A 20,096-nucleotide genomic window follows, 5' to 3' on the forward strand; every position below is an offset into this window, starting at 1 on the left:
TCAGTGCTCGATCACCTGGTAGAGCGTGTTCCAGAAGTCGAGGATGGCTCGGGTCGAGTCCGGGTTGGTCGTGCCGACCTGGGTGAGCAGGATGCCGATGAGCTGCTTGTCCGGGTCGCCGTAGGTCGAGGTCCCGGCTCCGCCGTCCCAGCCGAACTGGCCGACGGAGGCGTAGTCGGCGCGGTAGGTGCGCACCGCCATCCCGAAACCCCAGCCGCCGTGCTGCCCCTGGCCGAAGGACGCATGGACGAACTTCTTGGCCAGGGCGGTCCGGAGCGCCGTCTCCTCGGGCGTCATGCGGTTGGTGGTCATCATCTCGACGGCGGGCCGGGACAGGATGCGCCGGCCGGCGTGCGTCCCGCCGTTGAGCAGCATCCGGAAGTAGGCGTGGTAGTCGTCGACGGTGGAGACCAGCCCACCGCCGCCGGACGGGAAGACCGGAGGCTTGCTCACCCTTCCGCCCGCCGCCTCGTCCCAGACGTTGAGCTTTCCCGTCTTCGGATCGGGCGCGTAGAGGGGCGGAAGCCGGCCGATCTTGCCCGCGGGCACGTGGAACCCGGTGTCCTTCATGCCCAGCGGGTCGAGGACGCGCTCGCGCAGAAACGTCTCGAACGGCTTGCCCGCGACCCTCGCGACCAGCACGCCGAGGACATCGTGGCTGATGTTGTACTGCCAGTGCTCTCCGGGCTGATAGATCAGCGGAAGCGTGCCCAGGCGGCGCATCCACTCGTCCGGCTCAAGGATCGGCACGCCCTCCTGCGGGTAGAGACCCCGCTCGAAGATCGCGGCCGTGATCGGAAAGCTCAGCACCGTTGGATCGATGCCGAGACCGAACGTGGCGGTCATCAGGTCCCGCACGGTGATCGGCCGCTGTGCCGGAACGGTCTCGTTCAGGGGGCCGTCGGGCCGCTTCAGCACCTGCCGGTCGGCGAGTTCCGGCAGCCATCGATCCACCGGGTCGTCAAGCCGCACCTTGCACTCGTCGAGCAGAACCATCATCGGCGCCATCGCCACCGGCTTGGTCGTGGAGGCCATCCGGAAGATCGTGTCCCGGCGCATCGGCGCGCCGCCTTCGGCGCGCATGGTTCCCATCGCCTCGACGTGCGTCTGCCCACCGTGGCTGACCAGGGCGACGAGCCCCGGAATCCTCCCGGACTCGACATGCCCCGCCAGAACGTCACGCAGTCTGCGCAGCCCCGCATGGGGGATCGGGCCGGTGCTCGCCCCGGCCACGAGGCCACCGGCCGCCAGCGGGACGGCGCCCAGCGCGCCGAGCACCGAACGGCGGGACGGGCCGTCCTCGGGAGAGGTCGTGAGGTCGCTGCTGCTCGTCATTTCAGGCGTCCCAGGTGACCGGGAGGCTCTTGACGCCGTAGATGTCGGCGGTCTCCGGCCGAAGAGCAACCTCGTCAGCCGGTACGGCCAGCCGCAGCGTGGGAAAGCGCCTGACCAGCGCGGTGAACGCGACCCGCATCTCGACGCGGGCCAACTGCTGGCCGAGGCACTGGTGGATGCCGTGGCCGAAGCCCAGGTGCCCGCCGTCCTGCCGGCGGAGGTCGAGTAGGTGAGGGTCGGAGAAGCGCGCGGGGTCCCGGTTGGCGGCGTTGTAGGACAGGAGGACCGTCGTCCCGGCCTCGATGGTCTGGCCGCCGAGCTCGACGTCCTCCAGCGCGACCCTCCCGAAGCCCTTGGCGACGCTGAGGTAGCGCATCAGTTCCTCGACGGCGCTGTCGACGAGCTCGGGGCCGGCGCGCAGCGCGGCGAGCTGGGCCGGGTTGCGCAGCAGGGCGAAGGTGCCCAGCGCGAGCATGTTCGTGGTGGTGTCGAGCCCGGCCGCCAGGAGGATCAGGCTCATCCCCTTCAGCTCCTCGTCGGTGAGGTCGCTGTCGGTGAGCTCGCTGAGGATGTCGTCGGTGGGGTGCGCGCGCTTGGCGGCCACCAGTTCGGCGAGGTAGATCTGCACCGCGGTGTAGGCCGCGATCAGTTCCTCGTCGCCGGTCTCCCCGCTCATGAACGTGTCGATGTTCTCCTGAAAGGAGCCCCGGTCCTCGTACGGCACGCCCAGCAGCTCGCAGATCATGACGGCCGGGATCGGCTTGGCGAAGGCGGTCACCAGGTCCGCCGGCGGCCCTGCCTTCTCCATCGCGTCCAGGTGCTCGGCGGTGACCTGCTCGACCCGTTCGGTGAGCTGGCGCATCCGCCGTACCGTGAACTTGCCCACGAGCGGCTTGCGGTAGCGGCTGTGCTGCGGATCGTCCATCAGCAGGAACTCGCCGGGCGGCGCCGGCGGCACCTCGATGTCGCCGAAGTCGATGGTCGGGTGGTGGCGCATCAGCTCCTTGCGCGAGCTGAACCGCGAGTCGGCGAGAACGGACCGGACCAGGTCGTACCCGGTGACCAGCCAGCCCTGGTGCCCGTCGGGGAAGGAGTAGCGAGCGATCGGGCCGTGCTCGCGGAGGTCGAGCAGTTCCTTGGGCGGGTCGAAGGGACAGCCGGGCTGACGGGCCGCCGGCATCGTCGTGACGGTAGGGAGGGATTCACTCATGACGTTCCCATCTCGCGATATGTCGCGTTTGATGAAGGCCGGGTGCCGCGAGGGTTTTCCTTGTTCCGGCTGTCAGGCGATCTTGCGGCGGTAGGTGTTCATGGCGAAGCCGTAGGCGACGACGAGGATGCCGACGCACCAGGCCAGGGCGATCCAGATGTCGCTGCCGACCGGCTGTTCGGTGAGCAGGGCGCGGATGGCGTTGACGATGGAGGTCACCGGCTGGTGTTCGGCGAAGAAGCGGACCGGGCCGGGCATCGTGCTGGTGGGGACGAAGGCCGAGCTGAGGAACGGCAGGAAGATGAGCGGGAAGGAGAACGCGCTCGCGCCGTCCACGGTCTTGGCGGTGAGACCGGGGATGATGGCGATCCAGGTCAGGGCCAGGGTGAACAGGATCAGGATGCCGGCGACCGCGAGCCAGGCCCCCACCGCGGCGCTGGAGCGGAAACCCATGAGCAGGGCGACGAGCAGGACGACCACGAGGGAGACCGAGTTGGCGACCAGCGAGGTCAGCACGTGTGCCCACAGCACCGACGAGCGCGCGGTCGGCATGGACTGGAAACGTTCGAAGATGCCGCTCTTGATGTCGGTGAACAGGCGGAAGGCCGTATAGGCGATGCCGGAGGCGACGGTGATGAGCAGGATGCCGGGCAGCATGTAGTTCACGTAGGAGTCGGAGCCGGTCTTGATGGCGCCGCCGAAGACGTAGACGAACATCAGCATCATGGCGATCGGCATGATCGCGGTGGTGACGATGGTGTCGGGGCTGCGGGTGATGTGGCGCAGGGATCGTCCCAGCAGGACGGTGGTGTCGCCGAAGAAGTGCTTGGTCATCGGGGGTCCTTGTTCGTCTGGACGGACACGCGGTGCTTGGCGTCCTTGCCGTCGCCGCCGACCAGCGCGAGGAAGACGTCTTCGAGGGTGGGCTGCTTTTCGATGTACTCGACCTTGGCGGGCGGCAGCAGTTGCTTGAGCTCGGCCAGGGTGCCGTTGACGATGATCCGGCCTTGGTGCAGGATCGCGATCCGGTCGGCGAGTTGTTCGGCTTCGTCCAGGTACTGGGTGGTGAGCAGGACGGTGGTGCCGTTGTCGGCGAGTTCCTTGACGGCCTGCCAGACCTCGATGCGGGCTTCGGGGTCGAGCCCGGTGGTCGGCTCGTCGAGGAAGATGACCGGCGGGTCGCCGATGAGGCTCATGGCGATGTCCAGGCGGCGGCGCATGCCGCCGGAGTACGTCGACACCTTGCGCGCGCCGGCCTCGATCAGCGAGAACCGGGCGAGCAGGTCGTCGGCGACCTTGCCCGGGTTCGCCAGGTGGCGCAGCTTGGCGACCAGCACCAGGTTCTCCCGGCCGCTGAGGATCTCATCCACCGCGGCGAACTGCCCGGTGAGGCTGAAGGACTCCCGCACCTGCGCGGCCTGCTTGGCGACGTCGAAGCCGTGCACGTGAGCCGCGCCCCCGTCGGCCTTGAGCAGCGTGGCCAGGATCCGCACCACCGTGGTCTTGCCCGCCCCGTTCGAGCCGAGCAGGGCGAAGATGCTGCCCCGCGTCACCTCGAAGTCCACACCGCGCAGCACCTGGAGTTCCTTGTAGGCCTTCGTCAGGCCCTGTACGCGGATCGCGGGCCCTCGGGCCTGATGGACTGTCATCCGGATATCCGTTCTCTGATTTACGGCCGGTCGCCGGGGGCGGAACGCGCCACGGCCAGCGCGCCAACTACTCGGTGGCGCTAGCTACCGGTATAAAGTAACACCGACTACCGGTAGATAGCAACACCGAGTAGCTCGTCCCGCTGTCAGCGGTCCCCGCAAGGGCGCAACGCGGCCAGTGCCGCCTCATACGCCAGGCGCTGGAGCCGGTCCTCATCGCCTCCGGCGTCGGCGGTGACGAGGCCGGAGATGAGCGCCATGACGCCCTCGGCCATCGCGCGGACCTCGGGGTCGGGCAGCCCGGGGTGCGTTTCCGCGACCAGATGGGCCCACTCCTCGCGCATCAGGCGCCGGCGGCGGACCATGGGCAGCCGCGGGCCGGGGGGCAGGTTGCCCACCTCGCGGGCCGCGACGATCATGAGGTGGGCGTCGGTGAGCGCCCGGCGTACGCGCCTGCCGACCAGCGCCCGCAGCAGGTGTTCCGGGGAGCCGGACTCCTGGTAGACCTCGCGGACCTCGGCCTCCGCCCGTGCGGTGTCGGCCGCCACGATCGCCAGCAGCAAGTCGTCCTTGCCGGTGAAGTGGCGGTAGATCGCGGGCCCGGTGACGCCGGCCGCCTCGCCGATCTCGTCCATGCCGGTCGCGTGGTAGCCCTGGGCGACGAACAGGCGTGCCGCCTGCCGGATGATCAGTTCACGCCTGTCGCCGCTGGGCTGCACCCGCTCCCCCTTCGTCCCGGCCAGAACCCTACTGTGGCCTGGTGGCCGCGTCCGCGCCGATCGCCACGCAGGCCAGCACGCACACCTCGCCGGAACGGTTGCTCCACGCGTGCGGGGTGCCGCGCTGGATGAGGACGTCACCCGGGCCCAGCCGGGTCTCCGTCTCCTCCAGCACGGCGTACACCTCCCCCGAGATCACCTGGACGAAGTCCACGGCGTCGGTCACGTGCATGGGGTCGGCGCCGCCCTCGGTGTCGGCGAACGCCTCCGCGCCGGTCCCGGCCTCGCCCGAGGTCCAGGCGTCGTCCGGTTCGATGTAGCAGACCCAGCACACGGCGCCGTGCTGTGGCGGGTTCATGTTCACCGGGCCGCCGTCGACCGTCTCGGCGGGTCCGAGATCGGCGGGGGTGGAGCCGACACGCCAGGCCATGACCGCGGTGAAGGCCGGCGCGCTGATGACGGTGGGGGACGGTCCGTCGGCGACCACGGTGGATCGGCCGCCTGTGCCGAAGCCGGTGACGACCCGGCGGATGTTGCGAGTGTTCATGCCATTGCCTGTTCTGGTAGAGGTTCTAGGCGCGAAGGGACAGATGTCCCCCGTCGATGACGAGCGTCTGGCCCGTCACGTAGCTGGACTCGTCCGACAGCAGGAAGACGGTCGGGTAGGCCACTTCCCACGCCGTGCCCTGCCGTTGCAGGGGGATCGACTTCTTCCTCGTCTCGACCGCGGCCCTGCGCTCGGGGCTGATCACCGACCCCCAACGGCCGGCCGCGGTGTCGATGTAGCCCGGGACCACGATGTTCGCCCGGACGCCGTCCGCCGCCGCCTTCCGCGCGACGACGTTCTTGAGCCCTTCCAGCGCCGACTTCGAGGCGTGATAGGCGACGATCTCGTGGATCGGCGTGTACGCGGCGATCGAGGACACGAACACGATCGACGCCCCGGGCCGGAGCAGCGGCAGCGCGTGCCTGACGGCGAGGAAGTGCGAGCGGACGTTGGTGGCGAACGTCCAGTCCCAGTCCTCGACCGTCGTCGATCGCAGGTCACCGGGGCGCCCGGTGCCCACGACCAGGACGAGCCCGTCGAGGCCGCCGAGCCGTTCCGCCGACTCCCGCACGACGCGCTGGACGCCGATCTCGTCACTGGCGTCGGCGGCCGTGAGGCAGGCCACGGCTCCCTCGGCCTCGACCAGTCGCGCGGTCTCGCGCAGGGAGACCTCGTCGATGTCGGCGAGCGCCAGCGCCGCGCCTTCACGGGCGCACAGCACGCTGATCGCCCGGCCGTTCCCGACCGGTGGCACCTCGTCGAGCCGGTAGTCCTTCTGGCCGGCGCCGACCACGAGGATGCGCCGCCCGTCGAGCCGTCCCCGGCCGAGGGCTTGTCCGCGGGCCTCGGCGGGCAGGGTGTCTGGGATGTCGGCCATGGTGCTCTCCTTTCTCAGATGGATCGGGTTCTGCCGTGCCAGTACTCGGCGCGAAGATCCTTCTTCAGCACCTTCCCGACCGGGCTGCGCGGCAGGTCTCGGAAGATCACGCGCTTGGGCGCCTTCACGCCGCCCAGCGCGTCCCGGCAGAGCCCGATGAGCTCCGCCTCCTCCACGGACGCGCCGCGCTTGAGCTCCACGACCGCGGTGACCGCTTCTCCCCAGCGGTCGTCGGGCACCCCGATCACGGCGCAGTCGCCGACGGCCGGATGCCCCCACAGCACCTGCTCGACCTCGCTCGGGAACACGTTGAACCCGCCGGTGATGATCAGATCGCGCAGCCGGTCCACGATGTAGACGAACCCGTCCTCGTCGGCGTGGCCCACATCGCCGGTCCCCTGCCAGCCGTCGCCGCGGTCGATCTCGGCGCTCGCCTCCGGCGCGTCCAGGTAGCCGCTCATGCGCAGTTCCGTCCGCACCGCGATCTCGCCGGTCCGGCCGGGCGGCAGATGACGCCCCTCGCTGTCGAGGATCGCCACCCGCGCCACGAGAGACGGCCGCCCGCAACTCGCCAGCCGGCCCGCCTTGCCCGGGTCGGCGATCGCCTCGGCGTGGTCGCCGGGCCCGAGCCAGGTGCAGATCGTCGGCGCCTCCCCCTGCCCGTAGAACTGGGCCATGACCGGGCCGAAGACCTCCAGCGCCTCGCGGAGCCGGTCGACCGACATCGGCGCCGCGCCGTACAGGAAATAGCGCAACGTCGAGTAGTCGTGCTCGCGCACCGAAGGGTGAGCCAGCAGCGCGTAGATCGCCGTGGGCGGCAGGAAGAGCCGTGTGACGCGATCGCGCTCGATCGACTCCAGGATCGCGCCGGGATCGACCCCCTGGTGCACCACGGTGGTGCCGCCCTGCAGCAGCAGCGGGAAGGTGAGCCCGCCGGCGGCGTGGGTCAGCGGCGCCGCGGCGATCTGCACCGGCCGCTCTTCCGGCATGTGGGCGGCCAGGCCGAGCGCCATCGTGAAGATCGACCGGCGCGGCAGGACGACCGCCTTGGGCGTGCCGGTCGTGCCGCCGGTTCCCATGATCCAGGCGGGCGCCTCCCGGTCGGCGGGCGGCGGCGGACAGCGCACACCCGCCGGCCCCATCCACGCGTCCAGCCGGGGGTCGCGGGCGCGGCCCGCGCCGATCGCGACGGCGGGCGGCTCCTTGGGCAGGCCGGCCAGGACGAGCTCGGCCTCGGCGGCGAGCGTGCCCTGGTAGAACAGCGTGTCGCAGCCGGTCGTGGTGAGCAGCGCGGCGAGTTCGCGCGGCCGCGAGCGCACGTTGAGCGGTACGTAGGCGGCGCCCGCGCGCAGCACGCCGAGCTGGCAGGCGAAGGCGACGGGATCGTTCTCACTGAGCACGGCGACGCGCGCGCCGGGACCCAGGGCGCGCAACGCGCTCGCCACCCGGTGGCTCAGCTCGTCGATCTCCCCGTACGTCCAGCTCCTCGACCCGTCGGCGAGCGTGAAGCACACGCTGTCGCGATGGCGGATGAACGCGCTGTCGAGCGCGGCTATGAGTGGCATCTGTCCTCCTTTACGGGCATCGGGCGCCTCATCCCGCCTCGACGCCCACGACGGACACGAAGCTGACGGCGGCGCCGGGACGGCCGCCCAGGTTCTGCGTGAGCGCGAGCCCGCGGCCGTTGCCGAGCTGTCGCGCGCCCGCCCGCCCCCGCAGCTGAAGCCAGCATTCGTACAACATGCGAAGCCCCGACGCACCGATCGGGTGCCCAAAGGACTTGAGCCCGCCGTCCGGATTGACCGGCAGCGCGCCGTCGAAGTCGAACCGTCCTTCCAGCGCCTCACGCCAGCCCGCGCCGCGGCCCGACAGGCCCAGGTCCTCATACAGGACGAGTTCGGTCGGCGTGAAGCAGTCGTGCAGCTCGACCAGGGCGAGCTCGGTCCGCGGGTCGGTGATCCCGGCGGCGGCATAGGCGCCGGCCGCCGAGCGGACGGCCTCGGGCATCGTGGTGTAGTCGAACCCGCGGGTCGTCGCGCCGTCCGCGGGAGCGGCCGACAGCGACAGCGCCTTGACGTACAGCGGGGCGGCCTGCAGCTCGGCCGCGAGCTCGGGGCGGGCGATGATCGCCGCCGCGGCGCCGTCGGCCACGCCGGAGCAGTCGTAGACGCCGAGCATGCCCGCGACCGGCGGCGCGTTCTCCACCTGCTCGGGGCGCACCGCCGAGCGGAACTGCGCGCGCTCGTTGCGCGCGCCGTTGGCGTGGTTCTTGCAGGCGATGTGCGTCAGCGTGGCGCGGATCTCACGGTCGCTCAGCCCGTAGCGGCGCGCGTACGCCGGCGCCAGCATGCTGAACGGCGCCGGTCCGCTGAACCCCGGGGCGGTGCCGTCCCCGCTCGGGCCCGGCACCACCAGCCCGGCGTGGTTGCTGTCCTTGAGCTTCTCGACGCCTACCGCCATGACGATGTCGTACGCGCCCGCGGCGACCGCGTAGCAGGCGTTGCGGAAGGCGTCGGAGCCGGTCGCGCAGTAGTTCTCGACACGGGTGACCGGCCGGTAGCCCACGTCGAGCGCGGAGGTCAGCGCCAGGCCGCTGTTCCCGCTGGAGAACGTCCCCAGCCAGTACGCGTCGACGTCCTCGGCGCCGAGCCCGGCCGAGGCCAGCGCCTCGCGGGCCGCCTCGGCGATGAGGTCGTCGGCGGAGGCCTCCCATCGGTCGCCGAACCGCGTGCAGCCCATGCCCGCGATCGCCGCCCTGTCCTTCACACTGTGTGCCGTCATCAGGCCTCCCCCGGCGCCGGCCGTACTTTCCAGAAGTAGTCGTGCATGCCGGCGCTGGTGTGCGTCCGCCGGAAGGCGCCCTCCACCCGCATGCCGCGGGCGACCTGCGCGGGCAGCACGTCGGTCAGGTCGAGCTGAACGTGTTCGCCGCCGTCGAAGCGCACGAGCGCGGAGACGAGCGGCGGCTTCGGCGCGTAGGCGACGTGGTCGATGACGAACTCGCGCACCTCGCCGCGGGCCCGGTGCAGGTCCAGCCCGCCGGGTCGGGCCGGGTGCAGTCCGCCGTACTTCCACCGGGCCGCGCGCCGGATCGCCGGCGGCGAGGGCGGCGCGGGATCGGGACGCCGCTGGGCCGTCCGTTCCAGGACGCCGCGCCAGGTGAGGTAGTCGAGGTATCCGGCCTCGAGCGCCGGGCCGGCGAGCCGGTCGCGCAGGGTGGGACGGGCGCGGGCCAGGCCCGTGCGCTCGACCAGGAGCACCTCGCAGCCGTCCGCCAGCAGGATGAGCGCGATCAGGCTGCCGGCGTCCGCCCGTTCCAGGGCGTCCACCAGGCCGAGGCCCCAGGCGGCTGGCCCGGCGTCGCCGAGGTCCGCGTGGCCGGCGCCCGCTCCGAGCCGCTTTCCGACCGCGTGCGCCGCGGCGGCGTTCGTCCCGCTGATCACGAGTTCGGCGAGGTCGTCGCGGGTACGGCCCGCGTCCGCGAGCGCGGCGGCCAGCGCGCGCTCGCACAGGTCGCCGTAGACCTGCGCGCCGAACCGGCTGTCCCATCGGCGGGTCCAGCGTTCGCCCGGCAGCCGCCACACGTCCGTCAGCTCGCAGGTGAGCGACGCCGATCCGGCGATCCGGGCGGCGCCGTCGCCGGGGCCGAGGAGGAACGCCACGGCGGCGTCGGCTCCGTGGAGCTCTTCGTGGCTGCCCGGCGGGCCGTACTGCGTGCCGGCCATGACGACCAGCGAGCAGGCGCCGTGCCGCGCCGCCGCTCTGAACGCCGCCACTCCCGAGCGTGCCGCGCCGTTGACGTCGTAGGCCGCCACGTGCTCGGGGCAGCGCAGCACCGCGTGCAGGAGCGCGGCGTTGGTCTTCTCCACGTACGCCGGACGCGTCGTGGACAGGTAGACGGCGGCGAGGTCGGCGGCCCGGCCGTCCACGGCGTCGAGGGCGGCCTCGACGGCGAGGGTGGTGGTGTCCTCGTCCACGTAGCCGCGCGGGCGCGCCACCTCGCCCGCCCGTACCCGCCAGCGGGGCACGTAGCTGCCCCAGCCGAGGATGGCGGCACGGGCCGGGTCAGGGAGCCGGGACATGGATGATCGTCCCGGTGCCGATGCCGCCGCCCGCGCACATCGCGTGCAGCCCGACGCCGCCGCCGCGCCCGCGCAGGGCGTGCACGAGATGCCCCAGCTGACGCGCGCCCGAGGCCCCGAACGGATGTCCGATGCCCACGGCGCCGCCGTCGACGTTGACCCGGTCCAGCTCCACGTCGTGAACGGCGCGCCACGCGCACACCGGAACGGCGTAGGCCTCGTGGATCTCGAAGAGGTCGATGTCGTCGAGCGCCAGCCCCTCGCGTTCCAGCAGCGCGGTCGTGGCGACGATCGGGCCTTCCATCATGACGTGGGGATCGACGCCCACGGCGATGCCGGCGCGGATCCAGGCCAGCGGTTCGAGTCCGTACGTGTCGCAGGCCCGCTTCGAGGCCAGCAGCGTGGCCGCGCTCCCGTCGGACACCTGGCTCGCGTTCCCGGCGGTGATGACGCCGTCGTCCCGGTAGACGGGCCGGAGTGCGGCCAGGCCGCGCGGGGTCGAGTCGGCGCGGATGCCTTCGTCGCGGTCGAGCAGGACGCCGTCCTCCCCGGCGACGAAGGCCACCTCGTCGTCGAAGCGCCCCTCCTCCCAGGCGGCGTGCGAGGCCAGGTGGGAGCGCAGCGCGTACGCGTCGCAGTCCTCGCGGGTGATGCCGTACTTGGCCGCCATCCGCTCGCCCGCGACGCCCTGGTGCGGCATGTCCCACAGCCGGCGCAGCGCCGGTGAGTACGGCTCGCCGCCGGCGGCGTCGGCGGCGCTGTTCATCGGCACGCGGCTGAGCGACTCCACCCCGCCGGCCAGCACGACGTCGGCCTGCCCGCTCGCGATCAGCGCCCGGCCCAGGTTGACGGCCTGCTGGCCGGAGCCGCACTGGGTGTCCAGTGTCGTGCCCGCCGCCGTGCGGGGGAACCCGGCCGCCAGCCAGGCGTTGCGAGCGACGTTGAGCGCCTGGTCGCCCGCCTGGTGCGTACAGCCGATCAGGACCTGCTCGACCCGCGCCGGGTCGGCGGCGGCCATCTCCACGCAGCGGCGCATCGCGACGGCGAGCAGGTCGACCGCGTGCACGTCCCGGTAGGCCCGTCCCGCCTTCGCGACCGGGGTCCTGGCCGCGGCCACGATGGCGACGTCGGTCATGACGCTCCTCCGGCTTCCGACACCGCCGGCCAGCCGCGCTGGCCGGAGACCGTCCATCCGCCGTCGACGGTCAGATGGGCGCCGGTGATGTACGCGGACTCGTCGCAGGTCAGGAATAGCGCGGCGTTCACCACGTCGTCCGGGCGCCCGATGCGCTTGATCAGGAACGAGTCGAGGTAGGCCTGCCGGGCCGGTGAGCCCTCGGGGCCGATGAGCTCGCGGTTGCCCGCGTTCTCCACGACGCCGGGGGCGATCGTGTTGACGCGGATGCCCAGGGGCGCGAGCTCGATCGCGAGGAGTTCGGTCAGGCGGTTGATGCCGGCCTTGGCCAGGCCGTACGCGAACACCTGCGGCTGGTTGCCCGCCAGGCCGGTGCCGACGTGCCCGCCGGCGATCGAGGAGATGTTGACGATCGCGCCGCCGCCGCGCCCGCCCATGCGCGGGGCCGCGTGCTTCGCGCACAGCCAGTACTGGGTGAGGGTCGTGGCCAGGGTCCATTCGTAGTCCTGGCGCGACAGCTCCAGCGGGCCGCCCGGCCGTACGGCGCCGGCGTTGTTGTAGAGCACGTCGATGCCGCCGAGCTCGTCGGTGGCGGCCATCAGGCGTTCGACCTGTTGTTCGTCGGCGAGGTCCGAAGGGGCGAGCGAGCGGAAGGAGCCGCCGGCTCGGTGCACCTCATGCTCGGTCCTCGCGGCCGACTCGGCGTCGAGGTCGCATCCGACGACCGTCGCGCCTTCGGCGGTGAAGCGCAGGGCGGCGGCGCGTCCCATGGCTCCACCGGTTCCGGTGATCACGACCACTTTTCCTGACATCCGTCCGGTCATGTGGGCCTCCAGTCTTCGTGGCCAAAGTACTTGGTGTACCGATTATTTACAATGAGATAGACGGTATACCTAGCATCTGTGGGCGGGAGGGCCGCGTACCGGGCCGGGCGGGGTCAGCCGCGCACGGACGGGGAGCGATCCTCCTGCCAGATGTCGCCCAGGGAGAACCGCAGCTTCCGCAACAGCCCGAGGAGAAGCCCGATCTCGTCGTCGTCGAGGGCCTCAAGGCCGTATCCGGCCTCACCCTCCAGCCGCATGACCTCCTGCTGGGCCGCCTCCCCCGCGGGCGTGATCTCCACCACGGTGACCCTCCGGTCGCCTTCCATGCTCCGGCGGACCACCAGCCCGTCACGCTCCAGGCGGTCGATGGTCTTGGTCAGCGTCGTCGGGTGCGCGCCGACCCGGGCCGCCAGGCGGGAGAGCGGCAGCGCCTTGTGCCGGGCGAAGCTCAGCAGCATGAGCGCCTGCCAGCCCGCCCACGTCAGGTTGTGATCGCGCAGGTTCTTCTGCGCGTGGGCCTGGAGCAGCTTGTACGCGCGCTCGATGGCGATTCCGGTGGCGGCCCTCGCGGGCTCGGGAACGCCGCGCGAGCGGTAGGCATCCTCCGCCTCCCCCACGATGTCAAAGGACACGGGCACGCTCCTCCTGGGCTAGCGCGGCGCCATCCGGATGGCGCCGTCGAGGCGGATGACCTCTCCGTTGAGCATAGGGTTGGCCACGATGTGCGCGACCAGGGCGGCGTACTCCTCGGGCCGGCCGAGCCTGGCCGGGTGCGGCACCTGCCCGCCCAGCGACCGCCTGGCCTCCTCGGAAAGGCCCGCGAGCAGGGGCGTGTCGAACAACCCCGGCGCGATGCTCACCACACGGATGGCCTTGGCCGCCAGGTCGCGCGCGAGCGGCAGGGTCATCCCGGCCACCCCGGCCTTGGACGCCGAGTACCCCGCCTGCCCGATCTGCCCGTCGAAGGCGGCGGCCGACGCCGTGGTGACGATGACGCCGCGCTCGCCGTCCACCGGCTCCGTGGCGGCGATGCGCTCGGCGGCCAGCCGGACGACGTTGAACGTGCCGATCAGGTTGATCGTGACGATCCGGGTGAACGCCTCAAGGGAGTGAACGCCGTCCCTGCCCAGCACCCGCTGGGCCGTTCCGGTGCCGGCGCAGCAGACGGCGGCCCGCAGCGGGCCCATCGCGGCCGCGGCGTCGAGGGCGGCGGCCACCGCCCCCTCGTCACGTACGTCGCCGGCCACGAACCGCGCGCCCGCGCACTCGGGTTCCGGCGCGGACGGCAGGTCCAGGATGACGACTCCGGCGCCGGCGGCGGCCAGCGTCCGTGCGGTCGCCAGTCCCAGCCCCGAGGCGCCACCTGTGACCAGTGCGACCCCGTTGGCGATGTCCATGCGGGCTCCTTTCTCGTGGGATCAGCCGGATTCCGCGCGGCGCGGGCGTTCGGGCAGCAGGACGTCGAGCACCATGCCGGCGATCAGCCGGTGCAGCCGGTCGGCCTCCAGGCCGGTGCCGCCGGTCGCGAGCGTGAACACCAGCCACTTCACACCGACCACCAGCGCGTGGGCCTCCTCCTTCGCCAGCTCCGGGCGGGCCTGGGAAAGCAGCCCCATCCACTGCTCGTGGTTCAGCCGGGCGCGGCGCAACAGCGGCTCGCTCGTCCCGGCGGGCAGGCTGCGCACCTCGCGGGCGGCGACGACGGTCACCGGGCCGTCCTCCACGGCCTGGCGCACCTGCACCTCGATGAGCCGGGCCAGCAGCTCGGCGGGCGTGCCGCCGTCGCGCCGCACCTGGGCGACATCGCTCTCCGACCGGTCGGCGCTCCGCTCGATCAGGGCCACCAGCACGGCGTTCTTGTCGGGGAAGTGCCGGTACACGGTCGGGCCCTTCACCCCTGCCGCGGCTCCGATCTCACCGATGCTCGTGCCGTGGAAGCCACGCTCGTGGAAGAGCCGCGCGGCCTCGCGAAGGATCACCGCGCGGCGATCCCCCGGCGGTCTTCCGCGCCGCGGCTGTTGTGCCAACGAGAACTCCTTCCCCCTTGCCCGCAGTTAACCACCGATCACCAAAGAGCACCACATCTCCGGAGACCTCCCAGTGAGACTGGCGGAGTCTCCCGATTAATGCTAATGATGGTTAAGCACAAGATGCTAGCCGTTTCAGTTTTAGCTGAAATAGCAAGAAGGATGTGAAGGTATGGCTCTTCAGCCGGAACACGTGACGTTCAACAGCCTCGGCACCCGCTGCGCGGCCGACCTGTATCTGCCCGAACAGACCCCCGCGCCCGCCCTGGTGCTGGGCCACAGCGGCGTGATGGTGAAGGAGGCGCTGGCCTACTTCGCGCCCTACTTCGTGAGCGCGGGCTTCGCCGTCCTGGCCATCGACTACCGCACAGTCGGCTCCAGCGAGGGCGAGCCGCGCGGCCTGGACTACCCGGACCGGCAGGTCGACGACTTCCGCAGCGCCGTCTCCTACCTGCGGACCCGGCCGGAGGTGGAGCCCGAGCGGATCGGGCTGTGGGGAGTCAGCGTCGGCGGCTCCGTCGCCGTCCAGGCCGCCGTGCTGGACCGCCGCGTCAAGGCGGTGGTCGTGCAAAGCCCCAGTATCTGGAACGGCTGGCGCTATCTGGAACGGCTTCTCGGCCGGGAAGGCGTCCACGCGATGCGCGAGCAGCTCGACCTGGACTGGCAACGCCGCCACGAGACGGGCGCCAGCCTGCGGGTGCCCCATCTGAGCCTGGACCACGACAGCGCCCGGCAGGCGCACGAGCTGTCGTCCACGCTGTATCCCACCTACCGCAACGAGAAGACGCTCGACTCCACCGAGCACCTGCTCACCTTCGCGCCGGAGAACCTCATCCACCGGCTCGCGCCGACACCTCTGCTCATGATCGCCAACGGCCACTACGACCCGTACCACGTGCTGGAGGAGGCGCAGAGCGCCTTCGACAAGGCCGGTGAGCCGAAGCGGCTGGAGGTCCTGCCCTACGACGTGCTCGGCCTCTACACGGGGCCCGGCCTGGAGGAGGCGATGGAGCTGGCGGTCGGCTGGTTCGACCGCTACCTGCGCCAGACCCGGCTGCCGTCCGCCACCCCCGCGCCCACCGCGGACACCGTCGCCGCGATGCGGCAGTGAGAGAGGAAGGACCGTGCCCGGAATCAGCACCGCGGGCCTGAGCGGCATCGAGGAGACCTCGTTCATCACCCTGCACGCCCGCGCGGTGGACGCCGGCGCCGCCAGCCCCATCCTGGGCGACCCCTACGCCCAGAAGATCGCCCAGGCCTTCGACTACGACTGGGGACGCATCCAGCCAAGCCCCAAACTCGAAGAGAAGGAACGTCTCAACGTCACCATCAGAGCCGTCCACTTCGACGCCTGGGTCCGCCGCTTCCTCACCCGCCACCCCGGCGCGATCGTTCTCGACCTCGGCTGCGGACTCGACAGCCGCGGCTACCGGATCGATCCGCCACCCGAAGCCGACTGGTACGACGTGGACCTGCCCACGATGATCGCCCTGCGCGCCCAGGTGTACCAGGAGACCGCCAACATCCACATGCTGGCCACCTCGCTCAACAACGAAGGCTGGCTGGAGGCGCTCCCGTCACACCGGCCGGTCATCGCGGTCATGGACGGGCTCTACCCGTGGATGACCAAACCCACCTTCACCAGGCTCCTGCGCAGGATCACCGCCCACTTCGGGAGCGGCGAGATCCTCCTGCTGGGCTTCTCGAAGCTCTCCTCCCGGATGATGCGCACCGTCGTCCCGGCCATCAAGACCATCGGCGCCCCCGTCAACGAGGGGTTCGACCACCCGCGCGAGGTGGAGCGCTGGAACCCGGAACTGAAACTGGCCGAGCAGGAACGGTTCATCAGCTCACCCGAAGTGGCGAAGATGCCACGCGGCGAACAGATCCGCTGCGCCATCATGCGGGCGATCCCCGGCCTGGCCGGGATGGACAAGGGAATGCTCAGATACACCTTCGGCCGCTCGCCGGAGGTGGCCAGGTGAACCGGCCCCAGGTACTCATCGGCGGCCAGTGGTCCTCCCCCCGCGACGGCGGCGAGATCGAGGTCGTCTCGCCCGTCACCGAGCAGGTGATCGGGCGAGCCGCCGCCGCCTCCGGCGCCGACATGGACCGGGCGGTGCGCTCGGCGCGGCAGGCGTTCGACAGCGGAGCCTGGCGCGACACCACCCCCGCCGAGCGGGGCGCGATCCTGACCCGCGCGGCGGACGTCCTGGCCGGCCGCGAGGCTGACATGTCCGTGCTCATCACCTCGGAGAACGGTTCCCCCGTGGCGCTCGCCGCGGCTCTCCAGGTCGGCCCGGTGATGGAGATCCTGCGCTACTACGGTGAACTGGCGCGCACGTTCGTCTTCGAGGAGAGGCTGGCCGACGAGAACGGCTCGACGCTGATCACCATGGAGCCGGCCGGCGTGGTCGCGGCCGTCATCCCCTGGAACGCGCCGCTGCTCATCGCCGCCGCCAAGATCGCTCCCGCGATCGTCGCGGGCTGCTCAGTCGTTCTCAAGCCGGCACCGGAAACGCCGCTGAGCGCGTACCTGCTGGCCGAGGCGCTGTACGAGGCCGGCCTGCCGCCGGGCGTGCTCAGCGTCGTCCCGGCAGGCAGGGAGGCGAGTGAACACCTCATCGCGCATCCGGGCGTGGACAAGGTCAGCTTCACCGGCTCCAGCGCGACCGGACGCCGGGTCATGAGCGTGGCGGCCGACGGGATCAAGCGGGTGACCCTGGAGCTCGGCGGCAAGTCGGCCGCGATCGTCCTGGACGACGCCGACCTCGACGCGATGGTCCCCGCGCTGGTGACGGGCGCGATGACCCTGTCCGGCCAGATCTGCATAGCCCAGACCAGGATCCTCGCACCGCGCTCCCGCTATGACGAGGTGGTGCGCGCGGCGAGCGACGCCGCGCGGTCGCAGGTGGTGGGCGACCCCTCGGCGCCGTCCACCTGGGTCGGGCCGCTCGTGGCCGAACGGCAGCGCGAGCGGGTGGAGGGCTACCTGCGGCTGGGACAACAGGAAGGAGCGAAGATCGCCACCGGCGGCGGCCGGCCGCCCCACCGCCACACCGGCTGGTACGTCGAACCGACCGTCTTCTACGACGTGCGGAACTCGATGCGGATCGCCAGGGAAGAGATCTTCGGGCCCGTCCTCTGCGTCATCCCCTACGACGACGAGGACGACGCCGTCCGCCTCGCCAACGACTCCGACTTCGGCCTGTACGGCGGCGTGTGGACCGGCGACGAAGACCGCGGCCTGGCCGTGGCCCGGCGCATCAGGGCGGGCACCGTGAACATCAACGCGGGCATACCGGCCCGCGGCACCCCTTCCGGCGGGTTCAAGCAGTCCGGCATGGGACGCGAACTCGGCGCGGAGGGGCTGGCCGAATACCTCGAAACCCGGTCGATCGTGGGACGCGTCACCCGCGAGCGATGAACCACCGCAGCGACGCGATCAAAGGAGACATCCATGCGCATCCCCCGTTCACTGTCCGCTCGCCCCAGCAGATTCCTTCCCAGGGCCGCCGCGGTCGCGGCCCTCGCCACGGTCCTGACCACCGCCGGTTTCGGAGCCGGCGCCGGCGCCAGTACCAGTGACAGCCCGCTCGACCTGCTCTGCTGGGAAACCCCGCGCGCCTCCAGCACCCACGTCCGCATCTCGGGCTGCCGGAACCAGCGCCCCGGCCAGACCGAGTGGCGCATCGTCGGGAAGTGGTGCGGCCCCGGCCACAACTGCGACACGGTCCCCGGCAACTGGGCCCCGTCCGGCGGAACCTCGACCGCCTACCACCCCGGCGGAAAGAACTTCACCGACTACTCCTTCAACACCCGCTAGAGCGCCGACGGCTGGTCGGGGGCGAGCGAGCCCTTGCGACTCCCAGGGCTCGCTTTCACCCGGACAATCGCCGACCACCACACCACGGACATGTTCCAATCGAGCACCTGGACGCCAACCTGACGCTGACCACGGCGATCGGTTCGCACTGGGGCCAGGCGATCACCCACGCGCTCCTCGGCGCTGGCGGTGACGCACCACCGGCGAGCGCTCAGCCTCGGCCGGGACATGCTCAATCCCGGCCAGGAGTGCGTGACCCTCAACGATCTCAGCGCGGCCTCGGCCGATGCCGGAAATCGGCACGAAGCTCTGCCGGGCACGTGATGTCACCCGCCGATGGCTTGGGGGTGGTGGAAGAGGCCGGTGGGGTCGTAGCGCTGCTTGATCTCGGTCAGGCGGGGGTAGTTGGCGCCGTAGTAGGCGTGTTGCCAGCCGGGCAGGTCGGGGTCGGGGAAGTTGACGTACGCGGCGTCGGTGCGCAGGTGGCGGCGCAGGGTGTGGTGCAGGGCGCGGATCTGGCCGAGGAGGTGGCGTACCTGGTGGGCTGGGGTACCGGGTTGCCAGTGGGTGCCGATGTCGATGACGAAGGTGCCCGCGCGGTGCGGGTAGGCGCTCTCGTCGGGGCGGGGCGCGGCGCTGGTGGCGCCCATGGCGAACAGGGTCAGGTAGCCGGTGGCCTGGGTGGGGCCGGGCTTCCAGGCGCGGGTCCATTCGGTGATGTGCTCGACGGTCTCGGGGCTCAGCCACCGGTCGGGGACCAGGGATTTGCTGGCGTAGCAGTCCTTGGCGCCGGGGCGTTCCATGAGGTAGTCCTGTCCGGCCCAGAAGCCGAGCTCCTCGATGTGGGTCGTGGCCGGGCGCGGGCGCAGCAGCGGGGTGAGCAGGCGGCGCAGGACCTCCTGGTCACCGAGGCGCTGGCCGAGCACCCACACCGAGGTGGCGCCGGTGCCGGTGTGCTTGAAGCCGATGCGTACGTCGAACTCGCCCGACTGGTCGGCGTGCAGGATGTGCTGGAGCTCGTCGACCACGCGCGGCCCGGCGGCCAGGGGGAAGGTCAGGTCGAAGACGGTGACGCGCTGCCGGTTCACCGGTACGGCGTCGAAGACGAAGGCGGTGTTGACGCCGAAGTTGCCTCCCGCGCCGCCGCGGCAGGCCCACAGCAGGTCGGCGTTCTCGTCCTCGGCGGCCCGCACGATGCTTCCGTCGGCCAAGACCAGGCGGGTCTCGACGAGCCGGTCGCAGGTCAGGCCCCATTTGCGATCGTTGAAGCCGAGCCCGCCGCCCAGCGTGAGTCCGGCCACGCCGACTCCGGGGCAGCGGCCGCCGGGGAAGTACAGGCCGGCGTCGCGGGCGGCGTAGACGTCGGAGTTGGTGGCGCCGCCGCCCAGGTGCAGCCGCCGCCCGCGCGGGTCCACCCGGTTGAGCGCCCGCACGCTGACGACCAGGCCGGTGGTGGCCGAGTGCCCGGCGTAGTTGTGGCCGCCGGAGCGGGCCGCGAACGGCACCCGGTGCTCGGCGCACCAGCGCAGCGCGGCCCGCACGTCGGCTTCGGTGGCGCAGGCCAGCACTCCGGCCGGCCGTACCTCGGCATAGCGCAGGTTGTCCACCGCGGCCTGGGACGGGTACTCCGGCGCGCCCGGTCGATACAGGCGGGCGGCGGGGCTCAGCCGCCGCCGCAGTTGCCGCCACGCGACCGGCTCCGGTTCCGGCCTCGCCGGCGGTGTCGCGGCTCGGGCGAGAGATCCTGGCACCAGCGCGGCGCCCGCCACGGCTGCCCCGGCTCGCAGAAGTACTCGTCGGCTGACCGTCATGCTGCCCCCTGTGATCGCTCAGCGCCAGAGTAGGCAGCCGCCACCCTCGCGATC

General features: G+C 71.5%; 20 protein-coding genes. 4 read left to right on the forward strand and 16 right to left on the reverse strand.

Features of this window, described 5'->3' with window-relative positions:
• The 15 genes from ACIBHY_RS40675 to ACIBHY_RS40745 form a co-directional block, all read right to left on the reverse strand.
• Complete coding sequence (locus ACIBHY_RS40675; RefSeq protein WP_397254234.1) at positions 1–1,335, reverse strand: serine hydrolase domain-containing protein; 1,335 nt, start codon at positions 1,333–1,335, stop codon at positions 1–3.
• A 1-nt stretch (position 1,336) separates the two neighbouring features.
• Positions 1,337–2,545, reverse strand: coding sequence for a cytochrome P450 (locus ACIBHY_RS40680; RefSeq protein ID WP_397254236.1), 1,209 nt, complete (start codon positions 2,543–2,545; stop codon positions 1,337–1,339).
• Positions 2,546–2,617: 72 nt separating this feature from the next.
• Complete coding sequence (locus tag ACIBHY_RS40685; RefSeq protein WP_397254238.1) at positions 2,618–3,379, reverse strand: ABC transporter permease; 762 nt, start codon at positions 3,377–3,379, stop codon at positions 2,618–2,620.
• The gene (locus ACIBHY_RS40690) at positions 3,376–4,194 is read right to left on the reverse strand and encodes an ABC transporter ATP-binding protein (RefSeq protein ID WP_397254239.1); all 819 of its coding nucleotides are present in this window, start codon (positions 4,192–4,194) and stop codon (positions 3,376–3,378) included. The genes ACIBHY_RS40685 and ACIBHY_RS40690 overlap by 4 nt, the downstream gene beginning before the upstream one ends.
• A 146-nt stretch (positions 4,195–4,340) precedes the next feature.
• The gene (locus ACIBHY_RS40695) at positions 4,341–4,913 is read right to left on the reverse strand and encodes a TetR/AcrR family transcriptional regulator (protein ID WP_397254241.1); all 573 of its coding nucleotides are present in this window, start codon (positions 4,911–4,913) and stop codon (positions 4,341–4,343) included.
• Positions 4,914–4,941: 28 nt separating this feature from the next.
• Positions 4,942–5,460, reverse strand: a complete 519-nt coding sequence (locus tag ACIBHY_RS40700) for a cupin domain-containing protein (RefSeq protein ID WP_397254242.1) — start codon at positions 5,458–5,460, stop codon at positions 4,942–4,944.
• 25 nt (positions 5,461–5,485) lie between these two features.
• Positions 5,486–6,337: an SDR family NAD(P)-dependent oxidoreductase gene (locus tag ACIBHY_RS40705; RefSeq protein WP_397254244.1), complete on the reverse strand. Its 852-nt coding sequence runs from the start codon at positions 6,335–6,337 to the stop codon at positions 5,486–5,488.
• Between the two features lie 14 nt (positions 6,338–6,351).
• On the reverse strand, positions 6,352–7,902 hold the full coding sequence (locus tag ACIBHY_RS40710) for an AMP-binding protein (protein WP_397309534.1): 1,551 nt from the start codon (positions 7,900–7,902) through the stop codon (positions 6,352–6,354).
• A gap of 28 nt (positions 7,903–7,930) precedes the next feature.
• Complete coding sequence (locus ACIBHY_RS40715) at positions 7,931–9,118, reverse strand: acetyl-CoA acetyltransferase (protein WP_397309535.1); 1,188 nt, start codon at positions 9,116–9,118, stop codon at positions 7,931–7,933.
• Positions 9,118–10,419, reverse strand: coding sequence for an OB-fold domain-containing protein (locus tag ACIBHY_RS40720; RefSeq protein WP_397309536.1), 1,302 nt, complete (start codon positions 10,417–10,419; stop codon positions 9,118–9,120). The genes ACIBHY_RS40715 and ACIBHY_RS40720 overlap by 1 nt, the downstream gene beginning before the upstream one ends.
• Positions 10,403–11,554 (reverse strand): thiolase family protein, encoded by a 1,152-nt coding sequence (locus ACIBHY_RS40725; protein ID WP_397309537.1) that lies wholly within the window; start codon positions 11,552–11,554, stop codon positions 10,403–10,405. The genes ACIBHY_RS40720 and ACIBHY_RS40725 overlap by 17 nt, the downstream gene beginning before the upstream one ends.
• Entirely contained in the window at positions 11,551–12,378 is an 828-nt protein-coding gene (locus ACIBHY_RS40730) for an SDR family NAD(P)-dependent oxidoreductase (protein ID WP_397309538.1), read from the reverse strand. Before ACIBHY_RS40730 ends, ACIBHY_RS40725 begins: the two co-directional genes overlap by 4 nt.
• 113 nt (positions 12,379–12,491) lie before the next feature.
• Positions 12,492–13,010, reverse strand: coding sequence for a MarR family winged helix-turn-helix transcriptional regulator (locus ACIBHY_RS40735; RefSeq protein ID WP_397254256.1), 519 nt, complete (start codon positions 13,008–13,010; stop codon positions 12,492–12,494).
• 18 nt (positions 13,011–13,028) lie between these two features.
• Positions 13,029–13,775, reverse strand: coding sequence for an SDR family NAD(P)-dependent oxidoreductase (locus ACIBHY_RS40740; RefSeq protein ID WP_397309539.1), 747 nt, complete (start codon positions 13,773–13,775; stop codon positions 13,029–13,031).
• 21 nt (positions 13,776–13,796) lie between these two features.
• A complete protein-coding gene (locus ACIBHY_RS40745) occupies positions 13,797–14,357 on the reverse strand; it encodes a TetR/AcrR family transcriptional regulator (RefSeq protein ID WP_397309540.1) in 561 nt (186 codons plus the stop codon).
• 220 nt (positions 14,358–14,577) lie between these two features.
• Here ACIBHY_RS40745 and ACIBHY_RS40750 point away from each other — a divergent pair, with 220 nt between their 5' ends.
• From ACIBHY_RS40750 to ACIBHY_RS40765, 4 genes are read left to right on the forward strand one after another with little or no spacing between them, the layout of a single operon-like run.
• On the forward strand, positions 14,578–15,516 hold the full coding sequence (locus ACIBHY_RS40750; protein WP_397254262.1) for an alpha/beta hydrolase: 939 nt from the start codon (positions 14,578–14,580) through the stop codon (positions 15,514–15,516).
• A gap of 13 nt (positions 15,517–15,529) precedes the next feature.
• Complete coding sequence (locus ACIBHY_RS40755; protein ID WP_397254264.1) at positions 15,530–16,390, forward strand: class I SAM-dependent methyltransferase; 861 nt, start codon at positions 15,530–15,532, stop codon at positions 16,388–16,390.
• The gene (locus tag ACIBHY_RS40760; RefSeq protein WP_397254265.1) at positions 16,387–17,832 is read left to right on the forward strand and encodes an aldehyde dehydrogenase; all 1,446 of its coding nucleotides are present in this window, start codon (positions 16,387–16,389) and stop codon (positions 17,830–17,832) included. The genes ACIBHY_RS40755 and ACIBHY_RS40760 overlap by 4 nt, the downstream gene beginning before the upstream one ends.
• 33 nt (positions 17,833–17,865) lie before the next feature.
• The gene (locus ACIBHY_RS40765) at positions 17,866–18,231 is read left to right on the forward strand and encodes a hypothetical protein (protein WP_397254267.1); all 366 of its coding nucleotides are present in this window, start codon (positions 17,866–17,868) and stop codon (positions 18,229–18,231) included.
• Between the two features lie 326 nt (positions 18,232–18,557).
• Here the strand turns inward: ACIBHY_RS40765 and ACIBHY_RS40770 are convergent, their stop codons facing one another.
• The gene (locus tag ACIBHY_RS40770; RefSeq protein WP_397309541.1) at positions 18,558–20,042 is read right to left on the reverse strand and encodes an FAD-binding oxidoreductase; all 1,485 of its coding nucleotides are present in this window, start codon (positions 20,040–20,042) and stop codon (positions 18,558–18,560) included.
• Between the last annotated feature and the right edge of the window lie 54 nt (positions 20,043–20,096).

This window comes from Nonomuraea sp. NPDC050547 (genome assembly GCF_044457345.1).
GTDB lineage: Bacteria > Actinomycetota > Actinomycetes > Streptosporangiales > Streptosporangiaceae > Nonomuraea.

Excerpts from the sequence above, each read along its gene's own strand:
- ACIBHY_RS40675 (WP_397254234.1), bottom strand. The coding sequence starts at position 1,335 with ATGACGAGCAGCAGCGACCTCACGACCTCTCCCGAGGACGGCCCGTCC.
- ACIBHY_RS40680 (WP_397254236.1), bottom strand. The coding sequence starts at position 2,545 with ATGAGTGAATCCCTCCCTACCGTCACGACGATGCCGGCGGCCCGTCAG.
- ACIBHY_RS40685 (WP_397254238.1), bottom strand. The coding sequence starts at position 3,379 with ATGACCAAGCACTTCTTCGGCGACACCACCGTCCTGCTGGGACGATCC.
- ACIBHY_RS40690 (WP_397254239.1), bottom strand. The coding sequence starts at position 4,194 with ATGACAGTCCATCAGGCCCGAGGGCCCGCGATCCGCGTACAGGGCCTG.
- ACIBHY_RS40700 (WP_397254242.1), bottom strand. The coding sequence starts at position 5,460 with ATGAACACTCGCAACATCCGCCGGGTCGTCACCGGCTTCGGCACAGGC.
- ACIBHY_RS40705 (WP_397254244.1), bottom strand. The coding sequence starts at position 6,337 with ATGGCCGACATCCCAGACACCCTGCCCGCCGAGGCCCGCGGACAAGCC.
- ACIBHY_RS40710 (WP_397309534.1), bottom strand. The coding sequence starts at position 7,902 with ATGCCACTCATAGCCGCGCTCGACAGCGCGTTCATCCGCCATCGCGAC.
- ACIBHY_RS40715 (WP_397309535.1), bottom strand. The coding sequence starts at position 9,118 with ATGACGGCACACAGTGTGAAGGACAGGGCGGCGATCGCGGGCATGGGC.
- ACIBHY_RS40720 (WP_397309536.1), bottom strand. The coding sequence starts at position 10,419 with ATGTCCCGGCTCCCTGACCCGGCCCGTGCCGCCATCCTCGGCTGGGGC.
- ACIBHY_RS40725 (WP_397309537.1), bottom strand. The coding sequence starts at position 11,554 with ATGACCGACGTCGCCATCGTGGCCGCGGCCAGGACCCCGGTCGCGAAG.
- ACIBHY_RS40730 (WP_397309538.1), bottom strand. The coding sequence starts at position 12,378 with ATGACCGGACGGATGTCAGGAAAAGTGGTCGTGATCACCGGAACCGGT.
- ACIBHY_RS40740 (WP_397309539.1), bottom strand. The coding sequence starts at position 13,775 with ATGGACATCGCCAACGGGGTCGCACTGGTCACAGGTGGCGCCTCGGGG.
- ACIBHY_RS40750 (WP_397254262.1), top strand. The coding sequence starts at position 14,578 with ATGGCTCTTCAGCCGGAACACGTGACGTTCAACAGCCTCGGCACCCGC.
- ACIBHY_RS40765 (WP_397254267.1), top strand. The coding sequence starts at position 17,866 with ATGCGCATCCCCCGTTCACTGTCCGCTCGCCCCAGCAGATTCCTTCCC.
- ACIBHY_RS40770 (WP_397309541.1), bottom strand. The coding sequence starts at position 20,042 with ATGACGGTCAGCCGACGAGTACTTCTGCGAGCCGGGGCAGCCGTGGCG.